13 protein-coding genes are annotated in these 13,529 nt (G+C 41.9%); 9 read left to right on the forward strand and 4 right to left on the reverse strand.

Annotated features, from left to right (window positions below; genetic code table 11):
• Positions 1 to 2: 2 nt before the first annotated feature.
• The gene (locus B2O97_RS22530; RefSeq protein ID WP_201638835.1) at positions 3 to 1,013 is read right to left on the reverse strand and encodes a sensor histidine kinase; all 1,011 of its coding nucleotides are present in this window, start codon (positions 1,011 to 1,013) and stop codon (positions 3 to 5) included.
• Between the two features lie 170 nt (positions 1,014 to 1,183).
• On the opposite strand from B2O97_RS22530, the gene B2O97_RS22535 reads away from it, so the two are divergent.
• From B2O97_RS22535 to B2O97_RS22545, 3 genes are read left to right on the forward strand one after another with little or no spacing between them, the layout of a single operon-like run.
• On the forward strand, positions 1,184 to 2,572 hold the full coding sequence (locus tag B2O97_RS22535; protein ID WP_286768213.1) for a TolC family protein: 1,389 nt from the start codon (positions 1,184 to 1,186) through the stop codon (positions 2,570 to 2,572).
• Between the two features lie 10 nt (positions 2,573 to 2,582).
• Positions 2,583 to 5,873, forward strand: a complete 3,291-nt coding sequence (locus B2O97_RS22540) for an efflux RND transporter permease subunit (protein WP_286768214.1) — start codon at positions 2,583 to 2,585, stop codon at positions 5,871 to 5,873.
• A gap of 21 nt (positions 5,874 to 5,894) precedes the next feature.
• Positions 5,895 to 6,992 (forward strand): efflux RND transporter periplasmic adaptor subunit, encoded by a 1,098-nt coding sequence (locus B2O97_RS22545; protein ID WP_070566989.1) that lies wholly within the window; start codon positions 5,895 to 5,897, stop codon positions 6,990 to 6,992.
• Between the two features lie 151 nt (positions 6,993 to 7,143).
• On the opposite strand, the gene B2O97_RS22550 is transcribed toward B2O97_RS22545, so the two are convergent.
• On the reverse strand, positions 7,144 to 7,977 hold the full coding sequence (locus tag B2O97_RS22550) for a hypothetical protein (protein ID WP_286768215.1): 834 nt from the start codon (positions 7,975 to 7,977) through the stop codon (positions 7,144 to 7,146).
• Between the two features lie 482 nt (positions 7,978 to 8,459).
• Here B2O97_RS22550 and B2O97_RS22555 point away from each other — a divergent pair, with 482 nt between their 5' ends.
• The 5 genes from B2O97_RS22555 to B2O97_RS22575 all read left to right on the forward strand — a co-directional run bounded on the left by B2O97_RS22555 (position 8,460) and on the right by B2O97_RS22575 (position 11,836).
• Positions 8,460 to 9,245 carry a methyltransferase domain-containing protein gene (locus tag B2O97_RS22555; protein ID WP_286768216.1) on the forward strand — a complete coding sequence of 262 codons (786 nt, stop codon included), beginning with the start codon at positions 8,460 to 8,462 and terminating at the stop codon, positions 9,243 to 9,245.
• Entirely contained in the window at positions 9,226 to 9,822 is a 597-nt protein-coding gene (locus B2O97_RS22560; RefSeq protein ID WP_286768217.1) for a hypothetical protein, read from the forward strand. The genes B2O97_RS22555 and B2O97_RS22560 overlap by 20 nt, the downstream gene beginning before the upstream one ends.
• A 73-nt stretch (positions 9,823 to 9,895) precedes the next feature.
• Positions 9,896 to 10,819 (forward strand): Dyp-type peroxidase, encoded by a 924-nt coding sequence (locus B2O97_RS22565; RefSeq protein WP_286768218.1) that lies wholly within the window; start codon positions 9,896 to 9,898, stop codon positions 10,817 to 10,819.
• A gap of 111 nt (positions 10,820 to 10,930) precedes the next feature.
• On the forward strand, positions 10,931 to 11,293 hold the full coding sequence (locus B2O97_RS22570) for a DUF4180 domain-containing protein (protein ID WP_046675035.1): 363 nt from the start codon (positions 10,931 to 10,933) through the stop codon (positions 11,291 to 11,293).
• A 3-nt stretch (positions 11,294 to 11,296) separates the two neighbouring features.
• Positions 11,297 to 11,836, forward strand: coding sequence for a GNAT family N-acetyltransferase (locus tag B2O97_RS22575; RefSeq protein ID WP_286768219.1), 540 nt, complete (start codon positions 11,297 to 11,299; stop codon positions 11,834 to 11,836).
• Positions 11,837 to 11,852: 16 nt separating this feature from the next.
• On the opposite strand, the gene B2O97_RS22580 is transcribed toward B2O97_RS22575, so the two are convergent.
• Positions 11,853 to 12,305 carry a VOC family protein gene (locus B2O97_RS22580; protein ID WP_286768220.1) on the reverse strand — a complete coding sequence of 151 codons (453 nt, stop codon included), beginning with the start codon at positions 12,303 to 12,305 and terminating at the stop codon, positions 11,853 to 11,855.
• A 22-nt stretch (positions 12,306 to 12,327) separates the two neighbouring features.
• Positions 12,328 to 12,780, reverse strand: coding sequence for a GNAT family N-acetyltransferase (locus B2O97_RS22585; protein ID WP_286768221.1), 453 nt, complete (start codon positions 12,778 to 12,780; stop codon positions 12,328 to 12,330).
• Between the two features lie 215 nt (positions 12,781 to 12,995).
• On the opposite strand from B2O97_RS22585, the gene B2O97_RS22590 reads away from it, so the two are divergent.
• Positions 12,996 to 13,496 (forward strand): GNAT family N-acetyltransferase, encoded by a 501-nt coding sequence (locus B2O97_RS22590; RefSeq protein ID WP_286768222.1) that lies wholly within the window; start codon positions 12,996 to 12,998, stop codon positions 13,494 to 13,496.
• Positions 13,497 to 13,529 lie beyond the last annotated feature (33 nt).

Below are 13,529 nucleotides of genomic sequence, written 5' to 3' on the forward strand. Positions count from 1 at the left end.
GTTTAAAGATTGATAACCAATGACACCTCATACTCCTCTTTTTGGGAATTTGTCGTTAATGTATACCGATTAGGATACAAAAGCTTTAACCGCGCTATTGTATTTTCCAGACCTATTTTCGCCGAAAAAACATTCCTTTTCTTAACGGGAACAGAATTCCGTACATGCAAATATAAGTTCCCTTTTTCAATCTTGATCGAAATATGTACAAAACAATCTTCAATACTGCAGGTTCCGTGTTTAAAAGCATTTTCTACGAAAGTAATCAAAAGCATCGGCGCTATCTGATAATTGATATCTTCTTCTTTTTGATAATCAAATTCAATTTTCGTGCGATAGCCTAACCGTTCGCGCTCCAGCTCGATATAACTTGAGATAAAATCGATCTCATCATCCATACCGACAAATTCCCGATCGCTGCATTCCATCTGATAACGGAGAAGCTGGGAAACTTTGATGATCAATTCGGAGGTACGTTCCGGATACTTTAAATTAATACCATAAATGGTATTCAATGTATTGAATAAAAAATGTGGATTGAGCTGTTTTTTTAAATGCGATAATTGCGTCTGATTGGAAAGCAGTTCACGTCGGGTCTTCACCCGTTGGAAGCGATAAAACTCTATAAATTGGATACTACCCAATATACAGATCAACGAACCCAATAATACACCAAATTGATAATGGAACGTTTTCTGAACAAGATTCTTGTAAAGAAAACAATTCTTGTAGATCACGTTATCCGTTAGCTCTTTTAATATGAGTGCAAAAACCAGTAGTGTTGCCACCGAAGCCAAAATATACAACAGCGGTTTATTCTTCTTCAGTAGCAATGGCAACAGGAAAAAGCGATTCAATTGCGCATGCGCATAAAGGATCAAGAAATAGAACACCCCCATCAAAAATCCCTTCCAGCTCAGGATCAAAATCCAATCGTTCAAAGTAAAGAGGATAAACGAAAAGATCAATAGCACGATCTCCTGTATCACCTTGTTCTCCAAAACCTTTCTCATAATCCTATTTTTGTTAAAAATCTGTTACAAAGTAAAAGTTTTAAGTTTATAACAGTAGAAAAATAAATGACGAATTAAATTGGTCACTTTTAAACGCTATAGATCATTTTAAAGGGACATCGCAATTCATCTCATCGCTATCTTCGTGTCCATAAAATGATAGATAACCTATGCTGAAATTGAATTTAGTGCTGTCATTGGCTGTATCACTTGCGACCTCCTCTTCCTTCGCTCAGAAGCTTACGCTTCGCGATGCCGTAGAACAGGGTATTGCAAATTATGGAAATATCAAGGCAAAGGAATATTATCTCCAGTCCTCCCTGCAGACCAATGAACAAGTCAAACGCGACTTTTGGCCCAATCTGAACATCGTAGCCCAACAGGACTTTGGAACAGTCAACGGACAAAATGGTCCGCTGTATGGATTTGGTGGGCTGGGTGTAGCTTCTTCGGGAGCCGCTCTTCCAGAACAAAATTGGAATGCCGCATTTGGTGCGCTTTACTTAGCCAATGTCAATTGGGACATTTACACCTTTGGACGAAAAAAAGAACGTATCGAATTGGCCAAATCCGATACCAAACGACTACAGGCCGATCTCGGTCAGGAACAGTTCCAGCATAAAATCAAGATTGCTGCGGCTTACCTCAATTTATTGGCTAGTCAACGATTGGAAAAAAATCAACAGATGAATCTGGATCGTGCACTGGTATTTTTAAATATTGCTGCCACCAAAGTAAAAAATGGAATATTGCCCGGAGTAGATTCTACACTTGCTTCAGCGGAAGTATCGCGCGCTAAAATCAGCCTCAATCAGGCCCGTGAAAATGTTAAGGAGCAAAACAACAAATTGACAGTATTGATGGGAATACCAGCAAAAGACCTGCAAATAGACACCTTGCTCGTTCAGAAAACACCCGTCGAGCTAACGCCCCTTTCAGGCAACTTGATTGAAAGTAATCCTATTCTGCAATTTTATAAAAGTAAAATTGAACTTGGCGAACAACAATTGAAACTATCAACCAAAGAGTATCTTCCCACTGTAAGCGCCTTTGGGGTCTTTCAGACAAGGGGATCTGGTTTTAAGAGCGACTACATTACGGATTTACAAGCATATAGCACAAATTATTGGAAAGGGGTTCGTCCCAGTAGGCAAAATTATCTCTTGGGATTGGGCATAAACTGGAATCTGACTTCGATTGCGCGTATCAATAAAAAAATCAGTGCACAGCGCTTTACGAATGATGCCCTAAGAGAAGAATACCAAACTGCCGAAGCCCAATTGACAGCACAGCTGGATGCCGCTGATGTGAAAATCCAATTGGCCCGAAAAAGTGATCTAGAAGCTCCGAGACAAGTGTCGGCAGCCCAGCAAGCTTACAATCAAAAAATGACGATGTATAAAAACGGTCTAGCGACGCTTGTCGATGTGACACAGACCCTTTATACACTAAATAGAGCCGAAACCGATCGTGAGATCGTTCACATCAATCTTTGGCAGTCGCTTTTATTAAAAGCCGCCGCTGCGGGAGATTTTGATATTTTCAACAAAGAACTATAAATAACATTACATGAATTTAATACGTTTTGCCTTACGCAAGCCAATATCTATCCTCGTACTCGTATTGGGACTTATTGTCTTTGGCATAGGTGCCGTTCGATCGATCAAGGTGGACATCCTGCCAAAAATGAACCTTCCGGTTATTTATATTGCCCATCCATTTGGTGGCTATTCGCCGGATCAAATGGAATCTTATTTTGCCAAAAACTACGTCAATATCCTTCTTTTTGCCAATGGGGTCAAGTCTATTGAGACCAAGAATATTCAAGGTCTGACCTTAATGAAAGTATCGTATTACGAAGACACCAACATGGCCCAGGCTGCAGCCGAGCTAAGTGCCCTGGCAAATCGGATCCAAGCCTCCTTTCCTCCAGGCTCACAACCGCCGTTCATCATTCGCTTTGACGCCTCATCCCTCCCTGTAGGCCAACTGGTATTGAGCAGTAACAAGCGTTCTAACAACGAACTACAAGATCTAGCCAACGTCTATGTCCGGGCATCGTTTACGTCAATCCCCGGCCTATTGTCGCCACCTCCTTTTGGGGGAAGTCCACGTACAATTGAGGTCAACGTTGATCCCGATTTAATGCGGAGTCACAATATGACACCCGATCAGGTCGTAGAAGCGCTAAGACTAAACAATCAAACCGCTCCAGCAGGAAACGTACGTATTCAGGACAAAAACTACATTACACCAACGAACAACACCATCAAGGATGTAAAAGATTTTGAAAAAATCCCATTATTTAAAGGTGGGGTACAGAATCTTTACTTAGGCGATATTGCTACCGTAAAAGATGGTGCCGACGTTACCGCAGGCTATGCTTTGGTCAACGGCAAACGTTCCGTGTACGTCAGTATCGCCAAAGCCGGTGATGCCTCAACCTGGGAGGTTGTCCAGAATTTAAAAGCAGCCTTACCAAAAATTCAGGAGAATTTACCCGACGACGTCAAGTTATCTTATGAATTTGATCAATCCGTCTATGTCATCAATTCCGTAAAAAGTTTGATTACTGAAGGTGCAATCGGTGCTATCCTCACCGGACTAATGGTCCTCCTATTTTTAGGTGATCGAAGAGCTGCGCTGATCGTTATCCTAACCATTCCGATATCCGTGATCTCCGGAGTGCTCTTTCTGAAACTCTTCGGGCAGACCATCAACCTCATGTCCCTTAGTGGACTAGCCTTGGCTATTGGTATCCTGGTCGACGAAAGTACGGTAACGATAGAAAATATACACCAGCATCTGGATATGGGTAAACCCAAAGCCTTGGCTATCTGGGATGCCTGTAAGGAGATCGCCTTACCAAAATTATTGATCCTGCTCTGTATATTAGCCGTATTTGCACCTGCATTTACCATGACGGGAATTCCGGGCTCGCTATTTCTTCCCTTGGCCCTGTCCATTGGATTTTCGATGATCGTATCCTTTCTTCTTTCGCAGACATTCGTTCCCATCATGGCAAACTGGTTTATGAAAGATCATGCCCATAAGGCTCCACATGCGACCAAATCCGAGGGTTTAAATGCAGATGAAGCCCAGTTTGCAGCATCTGGACTGACCGTAGAATCCGAACAGGATACCTTGAATCAGAAGAAACTATTGGTGGAACGTGACGACTTTAACAACGATGGAAAGATCAGTATTTTTGAACGGTTCAGAAACAGATTCATGAAAATGATCGATCGCTTGTTCAAAAGAAAGAAAACTATTACGGTGATCTATCTGCTTGGAGCGCTAAGTCTTGTTGTCATTTTACTTTCCACGATAGGCCAGGATGTATTTCCGAAAGTCAACTCCAGCCAGTTTCAAATGCGCCTTCGTGCCGCTGAAGGTACACGTATCGAACGCACCGAAGAAAAAGCAAAACTGGCGCTGGCCGAACTGGAAAAACTGGTTGGCAAAGAACATATTAGCATATCTTCTGTCTATATCGGTCAGCACCCCGGGCAGTTTTCAGTATCGCCGATCTATCTTTTCATGGCCGGTCCACATGAAGCTGTTTTCCAAATAGCACTGAAAGACTACCATCATGATATGGACAGTTTCCGTGATGAATACCGAAAACGCCTGAAAGCAGCAGTTCCCGATGTACAGGTATCCTTTGAACCGATCGAACTTACGGATAAAGTATTAAGCCAGGGGTCGCCCACTCCCATTGAAGTTCGGATAGCAGGAAAAAACAAAAAGAACAACGAGAAGTACGCCGGTAAATTGATTGAGGAACTAAAAGCCATCCCTTATTTTAGAGATGTGCAATTAGCACAATCCATTAAATACCCTTCTTACGATATTAAGATAGACCGCATCAGAGCTGCACAACTGGGTATCGATCTCAGCGAAGTGACACGATCGCTTATCGCTTCCACCTCTTCTTCGCGTTATACCGAAAAAAACACCTGGATCGATGAAAAAGCTGGACTTTCATACAACGTCCAAGTTCAGGTTCCCATCGATAAAATGAAAGATGAGAAAGAAATCGGTGAAATCCCCTTATTGAAAAATTCAGCGCGACCAATACTGAGCGACGTTGCAACCATCACACCGTCCTTCACTTATGGAGAAAATGACAATTTGGGCGCGATGCCCTATGTATCAGTTACAGCAAATATTGATCATACCGATTTGAAAACAGCCTCCAAAGATGTAAAACGTAGTATCAAAGCCCTTGGTGAACTCCCGCGTGGATTATCCATGGAGCAAATAGGCCTCGGAAAAGTATTGGAAGAAACCATGAGCAGCCTTGAATCTGGTTTGGCTGTTGCCATTATCGTTATATTCCTGATGCTATCAGCCAATTTCCAATCGTTCAAAGTTTCTATGGTTGTACTCACCACAGTTCCTGCGGTGGTGCTGGGGTCATTACTTCTATTGTTGTTAACCGGATCTACCCTCAACTTACAATCCTACATGGGGATTATCATGTCGGTGGGTGTATCCATTGCGAACGCTGTTCTCCTCATCACCAATGCCGAACATATCCGTCGGCATCATGGAGATGCGCTGGCTGCCGCTCGTGAGGCAGCATCCTTACGGCTTAGACCCATTATCATGACCAGTTTAGCCATGATTGTAGGCATGCTCCCTATGGCCATTGGCCATGGTGAAGGTGGTGAGCAAGTTTCACCACTCGGTAGAGCCGTCATTGGCGGATTACTATTTTCAACATTTGCCGTACTCGTCATCTTACCGCTCATATTTGCTTGGGCGCAAGAAAAAAGCAGTACACAATCGATCTCATTAGATCCTGAAGACAAAGAAAGTAAACACTATATTGCCGCATTAAAACCTTTATCGTAAAAGCAGTATAATCTATAAAATATGAAAAATAATTTGTTCAAAATATTATCTATCGCCGGCCTGATCGCATCCTTAGCAGGATGCCATTCGGCAGCCGAGGAAAATGTCAAAAAAGAAAGTCCCGAAGCTGCAGCTCCGGCAATGGAGACATTTGTACCTTCCAAACAGAAATTAACCAATAAAATGCAGATCCCTGGGGAAATCACGGGATTCCAGCAGGTCGAAATTTACGCCAAGGTCAGTAGCTATGTCAAAAGCCTCAATGTGGACATCGGCAGTAAAGTGCATGCAGGCCAGTTGTTGGCTGTCTTGGAAGCTCCCGAATTGAGTTCACAGCTATCTGCTGCAAAATCGCGGCTCAAATCGCAAGAAGCAGTTTATATGGCTACAAAGAGCACTTACGATAGACTCTTCGAAACCAGCAAGGTGGAAGGAACGGTGGCTAGACTCGATCTTGAGGTTGCTGAGTCAAAAAAGAATGCTGATTTTGCCCAGTACCAAGCCGCTAAATCAGCCTATGCAGAAGTACAAAACCTCTTGAATTATTTGGAAATCAGAGCACCCTTCGACGGTGTCATCGCAACAAGAAATGTCAATCAAGGCGCCTATGTTGGTCCAGCTGGCCGTGGTTCGGAAATGCCCATCATGACCATTCAACAACAACGCAAACTGAGGTTAGCCGTTGCTGTTCCGGAACAATATTCGGGTTTCCTGACCGAAAACCAGCCCTTACAATTTACCGTCAAATCATTGCCGGGGCAAACCTTCTCGGGTAAGATCGCTCGTAAATCGGGTGCCCTGGACAGCCGGTTAAGATCCGAACGGGTAGAAATTGACATTAACAATACCGACAACAAGTTATTGCCGGGCATGGTTGCAGAGGTCGAATTGCCTTTAACATCTCAGGATAGTACTTTTGTTGTACCGAAATCAGCCGTATTTACTTCGGGCGAAGGAAGTTTTGTGATTGCTGTTGTTTCGAACAAAACACAACGTATTCCTGTACAGAAAGGACGCAGCATCGATGGTCAGATCGAAATATTTGGCGACTTAAAACAAGACACCAAATTGGTCAGCAAAGCGGATGAAGAGATTATAGACGGTACATCAGTCAAATAGGACATCTCCTAATTCCTAAACAAAAGAAAGACCGAACCCATAACCGGATTCGGTCTTTCTAATTTATTCGGTTTTTCTAATTTAAATGCCCATAAATTTAAAGGGTTGGGCAGACTTAAACAGGTTATTTGAAATGCCTTTTTGACAAGCACTATTCAGCTGCTTTCGGGTCAATTGCTGCTGCTGCTGCAGTTAGTGCTAAGGCCCCGCCAACGATCATAGCCTCCTGCCCCTTTTTTTCCTTAACAGCCAGCACGTCTCCACGCTTATTATACAGTTCTAGAATATTATTAAGCGCTACTGAACCGGTCTGCCAAAGCTGGGCAGCATAAAATTTTTGCTCCGTAGTTTTAACAATGGCTTTACCATCTTCTAAAATCGAATAACTTAAATAACTACGTAAACTGTAAGGTGAATCAGCGCCTTCAAATCGAGCAAGTTTTACCGCAAAACTCTCGCCATTCATATCATACATATACACTTTTTCTTTTTGGGATGATCGTACAATGGATTTAACATCGTTTTTAAAATCAAAATAATGCCCATCCACATAGGCATGTGGTGGGATAAGCACCACATCTTTAGGCAAACTTACCAATCCTGTGATAGAACCGTTTACCCAAGTATCATTGAATATAGTGGATTTACTAGCGTTTATATCGTAAACCGAAGCATTCATCTTTCCATTAAAAGCAGCTTGTTCAACAGAATAACCTTGCGTTTTACCATTAATAATCATGGCCGAATTTTTAAGATCCCATAAGATCGGTTTATCGATTTTATTTTCTATTCGAAGGTAAATTCGACCATTTCTGTCGGCAAAGGAATAATCAATTTGTACTGTATCATTATTAAATGAAAACGTTCCCTTGTCTTCATCTTTTTTTACATTCTCCCCATTGAATGTCATGAGATAGTTGGAAGAACAGGCTGAAAGAAAAACAGCACAATACGTTAGCGTGAGAACTTTGAATACTTTTCGCATAAAATCAGGATATCTTAGTGTAATTGCAACGGCACGAGTGCTGTTGTACAACAATATAAAAAACTATTATTAAAAAAACAACGAAACGACATAAAATAATTTCCTAATTAGGGTATTAATCGCAAAGTATCACTGTTTCTATCAAAATAGTACATGATCGTCATAAAGCAGTAAATGGCCCTCTTTTATCGTCCGATACAGCTTTGAAATTGCTTTACATCAGTTTACATAATAACAGGGATATTGCAGGGGGTTAACAGGGGGTTAGCAGGGGTAAATCCCCAGTTAACCCCCTGTTAATACCTTGTAAAAAGATTATTATATCCCTCTTAATGGAGAATAGGATATTCGACTGATAGTAACCATAAACAAATCAAGGAATACCATCAACTGTTGGTCTGATTAGCGTAACAAAAACGGTTAAACGAATAGATTTTTTTTTAACCGGAAAGCAAAAGCTATATTTACAGTCAACTAAACCAATGAAAGAGAAATTTATCGACAGAAAAGACCAACAGGCCAATAAGATATTTGAAAGAAGAACATTATCCTTCGATTATAGAACGATTATTCCCTTACTATCTCCTGGCATGGAAATCTTGGACGTGGGCTGTGGTACCGGAACGCTCACGAATGAGGTAGCAAGCTATATCGGCGACGGAACTATAACCGGGCTCGATAATACACAGTCATTTATCGACAGTGGCAATGAGCACTATGGTAGCACCCAAAATCTGAACCTGGTCTGCAGCAATATTTTTGATTATCAGCCTCCACATCCTTTCGACCTGATTATAACGGCGCGCACCATGCAATGGTTAAGTGATATTCCCAGGGCATTGGGCTTATTCAAATCCTGGTTAAAGCCCGGAGGACAAATTTCTATTTTAGACTACAATCACACCGCCATTGAATGGAACCCCGCCCCTCCGGAAAGCATGCGCACATTTTACCATACTTTCCTGAAGTGGAGAGCAGATGCAGGTATGAACAATCGTGTTGCTGATGAGGTCGCTGCACTGCTCCAGGAAGCAGGTTTCCATTCTGTTCAGGTTATCAATGCCGATCAGACCTACAAAAAAGGAGAAGCTAACTTTGATACCAATCTGGCCATCTGGAACAAAGTCGCCCAATCGCGACAAATGGTTACGGAAGGGTATATCTCCGACGAACTTCGCTTACAGGCTATCGCCGAATACAGCCAATGGATCGAGACAGAAGCGACAAGCATGACACTTAAAATGAACGATGTACAGGCTAAAGTATAATCTCCTTTTATCCGTTTTCCTCCTACTGACACTTCCCGGGCTGGCCGTAAAAGCACAGCTCAGGGATACCATGATCAATGTAGGCAACCATAGCCTTCATTTCACTTTAATGGAAGGAAAAGGTATCCCCATTGTCTTTGAATCTGGAGCGGGAAATGATGGTTCCAATCCCGCTCAGGTTGTTGGCACAGTAATGATCGATATTGTCTCCCCTTATCTCATGACCATGGAGCGATCCAAATCATTGAAGAGCGAATATGCCAGTGAACTTGATAACATCAAAAAAGAAAGCCTAGGGTTCTATCATCTCGTTTTAAACTACGAAGCGTCAACGGCTGTTTTACATGAGGTTGCTGAAAAAATCAATGTCCCTATGACTGTCATTGGCTCAGGAAAATCACCTTTTGAAGAACCCGATCGCAGTTTATTTATTGCTGCCCTTAAAAAATTTGCTGATCAAAAAAGCAATAGACGTTATATTTTAGCCGAAAATGCGGAGCATCATGTCTTTTACGATGAACCGGATTTAGTTATTGATGAAATCGTCAAACTATATCAACAAACCGCATTCGAGTAATCAAAAAGTCTATCGCTAAAACCGATTTTATTTGTAGCTTAGCAAGGCTGTACAACACACAACAACTTATCTTATGGATCATCAGGCCCAAAATGTCATCGATACACCGAGCAACAATACGGTGTTTATGGTATGGAATTTCCACGAAAATGGGATCGTCAAGGATGTCTTCCAACGCTTATGTGCATTGGTTGTCAATCTCAACAATTCGGCGCAGGTACGTTCAAATCTCGTGAAGGCCAGCGTGGTATTGGGCATTAGCCACCATGCGTGGAAAAAGCTGGAACTCAACGAACCTATGCCAAAGGAATTGGTTCCTTTCGAACCCATCATTGGTCAAAAACATGTTGCCGTGGCTACCCCCGGCGATGTACATTTCCATATTCGCGCTTATGAAAAAAGCTATTGCATTGACATGGCGACCGAAATAGCAGCCTTATTAAGTCCCGTTGCGGATTGCAAGGAGGAAGTTCATGGGTTCAGATATTGGGATGGCCGAAGTATCTTGGGCTTCGTCGACGGAACGGAAAATCCCCTTGGTGAGGATCGTGCTTTCTTTGGTATCGTAGGTGATGAGGATGCAGCCTATAAGGGTGGAAGCTATTTATTTGTGCAAAAATATATTCATGACATGAATGCCTGGCGTTCTTTACCCGTCGCCGATCAGGAAAAGGTCATCGGCAGAAGCAAAGCAAACGATATTGAGATGGGCGACGATGAAAAACCGGCTAATTCTCATTCGGCCCTGGCCAATGTCGGTGACGATTTAAAGATTGTGCGCGATAATATGCCTTTTGGGCAAATCGCAACAAATGAAATGGGAACCTACTTTATCGCTTACGCCAGTACATTCAGTACGGTACAATTAATGCTGAAAAGAATGTTTATCGGTGAACCTGAAGGAAATTACGATAGAATACTAGACTTTAGTACGGCGCATACCGGCTCCCTGTTCTTCTGTCCAACAATCAATATGCTGAAAGAATTTGCAGGTTAAAACCTATTTATCCGCTATCTCGGATCATTTTCAACAGCATATCCCAACGAAGTGCAATGGATCATGGAATCTGGTCCCACAAATATATTTTTCAAACGACACAACAAAAAAATGGAAATCACTATTATTCAGCTAGGTGACGAAAACATTGCTGAAGTTAAAGGTTCAGGCGTCTTTATCCATAATCTCGATGATGGTCTACAGATTATGGTCGACTGTGGCGCGCAAGAAGCGTACAAAGCAATTATTTATCAAGAGAACATCACGGATGACTTCTTCGAACTTAAAACAAAACTTGCCGGTGAAATTCTTCAAAAATATACGCAGTATGGCTTTGACATTGCCATCGTTGGCGATTTCTCCAAATACAACAGCAAAAGTTTAAACGATTTTATCTACGAAAGCAATAAATCAAAAAAAATCAATTTTGTAGGTACGCGTGAAGAAGCGATAGCCAGATTTTCAAAACGTTAAACCATGCGCATTGATTCAGAAAGATTAGCGATTCGGCCCATCATGCCGGAAGACAGTCGGGCAATATTCGGTTACCGCTCGGATAAAGAAACCAATAAATACCAAGGCTGGATTCCAAGTTCTTTGGCAGAAGTCGATGAATTTATAGCAAAAAATCCAAACACGTTCAATCTTCCAGAGTCCTGGTTTCAGCTGATTATGATCGACAAAATAGCAAACACTGTAATCGGTGATATTGGTGTACATTTCTTTGGTGTTGAACATCTACAGGTCGAATTGGGCTGTACCATAAAAAAAGAATCCCAGCAACAAGGTTATGCCAAAGAAGGACTGAAAACAGTTGCAGAGGTCCTGTTCCGTCAGTATAATAAACATCGGATCATTGCTTCGGTAGCGCCGGAAAACAAGGCATCCATTCAGCTCTTAACAAGTCTGGGATTTCGTCAGGAAGCTCATTTTGTAAAAAGCTATTTCCATAACGGTCAATGGGAAGATGATGTGGTCTTTGCTATCCTTGCCGAAGAGTGGAAATCAGCAAAATAAGTCGCGAAAGGGCGACTTATTTTGCTGTACGATCGATCCAATCGGCATAAGAAAGCACGCCCAATTCGGGCCTACCCTCCCCTTCCAAAACTGCGATAAACTCCAATTGGTTGCCATCCGGATCATTAAAGTATATGGCCAATGCAGGCATCCATGCAAAGACCATCGGTGCTTCGATACCATCTTTTAAAAAATTGTAGGGTGTCAGATCACGTTTTTTCAGATAATCCACGGCATAATTTAATATATCCGCTTTATTTGCGCTAAAAGCAAAATGTCTGGGTTGAAAGTTTGTTTCTTCCTGCCACAGGCCCAACATATAGTCTTTTCCGGTTCCAATCCATAGAAAAACAATGGGACGTGTCGGATCACGATGTGCCACACGTAATCCCAGTACCTCCGTATAAAATGCGATAGACTTAGCTAAATCCCGCACCTGAATATGCGTTTCGTATAAACCTTGTATCATGAGTTATTTCATTTTATTAAAATTATTTCGATCCATTAATAGCGCTCTCGTGATGTAAATGCAAAATCGGATAGGATTTCCCCATACCATCTACAGGTGAGCGTCCGATGAGCTGATATCCTTTTTTCAGATAAAAATCAACCGCCTGCTGGTTTTGCTCATTGACATCAACTTTATATACCTGAAGCTTATCCAGTACATGCTGTAGTGCCACAGTCCCGACACCTTTCCCCCTATATGCTGAATCTACAAATAACATTTCCAGATTATCGTCGGAGACAGCGAAAAAAGCTGTAGGCTGTCCGTTGTCATCTATGACATATACCTTTAATTGTGGTAAATACTCGGTTGGGATCAGCCTCTTATATAACTGAAGATCCTCCTCCTTCAAAAAATCATGTGTCGCCCGAACCGAATTTTCCCAAATGTGCAGAATTGCTGCATAATCAGTTTCGCTTGCCGCTCTTATTTCCATAACTATTATCTCGCTCTAAAAAAATGCTTACGCGGTATCGCAGCAGAAAAGCATTCTTATAAAAACTTCCCGTCCGCTTTACAGAAAGGCAATGTAAGTTAAATTGGAGAACTAAAATCATGAAAAAGTTAAATAAGACAGAAAGATGATGATTTAAGTTCCGATAATTTGATTTAAGAGAAAACAACCTTATCTTGTAAATAAACACATTAGCCATGCACAATACGTTACGATTTGAAAAATACCTATTGGAAGATTTTGATGCTTTCCACGACCTGGTGAAAGCGGATGACGTCATGAAATATATTACCGGCAAAGGATTAACTGAAGAACAGGCCCGCAGAAAATTCGATTCGATTCTCGCGATCAACCAGGATCCAGATTTAGGCTACTTTAAAGTCATTGAAGCCGATACACAAAGACTTTTGGGGGACTGCAAACTGGTTAACTATAAAAAAGATCCAACAGTATTCGAAATTGGTTATTTGCTCCGCCAAGAACATTGGGGAAAGGGGCTGGGAACACAGATTTGCGAGTCGATGCTTGCCCTTGCCACAACATTAAATCCAGGTAAAGATGTGATTGGTATTATTGATCCCGATAACACCGCATCGAGACGACTACTGAGCAAATTCGGATTCAAAAGTTTCTTCGTCGGGATAGAAGACGATATTGCCACAGAAAAACTCATGCTCAAACGGACAGCATCCGAATAAACAAAGCCCATACGAATATTGAAAACAATAGGA

Source organism: Sphingobacterium sp. UBA865 (genome assembly GCF_002295765.1).
GTDB classification, from domain to species: Bacteria; Bacteroidota; Bacteroidia; order Sphingobacteriales; family Sphingobacteriaceae; genus Sphingobacterium; species Sphingobacterium multivorum.

What these genes read in the sequence shown, in the direction of transcription:
- B2O97_RS22530 (WP_201638835.1), bottom strand. Translation starts at nt 1,013, where the DNA reads ATGAGAAAGGTTTTGGAGAACAAGGTGATACAGGAGATCGTGCTATTG.
- B2O97_RS22535 (WP_286768213.1), top strand. Translation starts at nt 1,184, where the DNA reads ATGCTGAAATTGAATTTAGTGCTGTCATTGGCTGTATCACTTGCGACC.
- B2O97_RS22540 (WP_286768214.1), top strand. Translation starts at nt 2,583, where the DNA reads ATGAATTTAATACGTTTTGCCTTACGCAAGCCAATATCTATCCTCGTA.
- B2O97_RS22545 (WP_070566989.1), top strand. Translation starts at nt 5,895, where the DNA reads ATGAAAAATAATTTGTTCAAAATATTATCTATCGCCGGCCTGATCGCA.
- B2O97_RS22550 (WP_286768215.1), bottom strand. Translation starts at nt 7,977, where the DNA reads ATGCGAAAAGTATTCAAAGTTCTCACGCTAACGTATTGTGCTGTTTTT.
- B2O97_RS22555 (WP_286768216.1), top strand. Translation starts at nt 8,460, where the DNA reads ATGAAAGAGAAATTTATCGACAGAAAAGACCAACAGGCCAATAAGATA.
- B2O97_RS22560 (WP_286768217.1), top strand. Translation starts at nt 9,226, where the DNA reads ATGTACAGGCTAAAGTATAATCTCCTTTTATCCGTTTTCCTCCTACTG.
- B2O97_RS22565 (WP_286768218.1), top strand. Translation starts at nt 9,896, where the DNA reads ATGGATCATCAGGCCCAAAATGTCATCGATACACCGAGCAACAATACG.
- B2O97_RS22570 (WP_046675035.1), top strand. Translation starts at nt 10,931, where the DNA reads ATGGAAATCACTATTATTCAGCTAGGTGACGAAAACATTGCTGAAGTT.
- B2O97_RS22575 (WP_286768219.1), top strand. Translation starts at nt 11,297, where the DNA reads ATGCGCATTGATTCAGAAAGATTAGCGATTCGGCCCATCATGCCGGAA.
- B2O97_RS22580 (WP_286768220.1), bottom strand. Translation starts at nt 12,305, where the DNA reads ATGATACAAGGTTTATACGAAACGCATATTCAGGTGCGGGATTTAGCT.
- B2O97_RS22585 (WP_286768221.1), bottom strand. Translation starts at nt 12,780, where the DNA reads ATGGAAATAAGAGCGGCAAGCGAAACTGATTATGCAGCAATTCTGCAC.
- B2O97_RS22590 (WP_286768222.1), top strand. Translation starts at nt 12,996, where the DNA reads ATGCACAATACGTTACGATTTGAAAAATACCTATTGGAAGATTTTGAT.